Source organism: Streptomyces poriticola (assembly GCF_036689765.1).
In the GTDB taxonomy this organism is placed as follows: Bacteria; Actinomycetota; Actinomycetes; order Streptomycetales; family Streptomycetaceae; genus Streptomyces; species Streptomyces poriticola.
This window is the reverse complement of the sequence record NZ_JBAGKH010000114.1, coordinates 1-349: the sequence shown is the minus strand read 5'-3', so window position 1 is coordinate 349 and position 349 is coordinate 1. Positions and strand designations below refer to the sequence as shown.

1 protein-coding gene is annotated in these 349 nt (G+C 69.6%); it reads left to right on the top strand.

From position 1 onward, the window contains the following. Window positions 1-348 (top strand): alpha-glucosidase C-terminal domain-containing protein (locus V5O46_RS31690; RefSeq protein ID WP_332888187.1); only part of this gene is annotated, 348 nt, incomplete at its 5' end. Window position 349: the final 1 nt, after the last annotated feature.

Below are 349 nucleotides of genomic sequence, written 5' to 3'. Positions count from 1 at the left end.
ATCCGGCGCACCCACCCCGCCCTGCACCGGCTCCGGAACCTCCGCTTCCACGAGACCGACAACGACCAGGTGATCGCCTACAGCAAGCGTGCCGGGTCCGATGCCGTGCTGGTGGTCGCCAATCTCGACCCGCACCACACGCAGGAGGCGACGATCTCACTGAACATGCCGGACCTCGGCCTGGGCTGGCACGAGTCCACACCGGTCCACGACGAACTGACGGGTGAGACCTACCACTGGGGCAGGGCCAACTATGTGCGCCTGGAGCCCGGGAGGGCGCCCGCGCACGTCTTCCACGTCCGGCGGTCGTCCGCCGCGCCGCCGAACGGAGGGTCCCGCGTCTCATGAC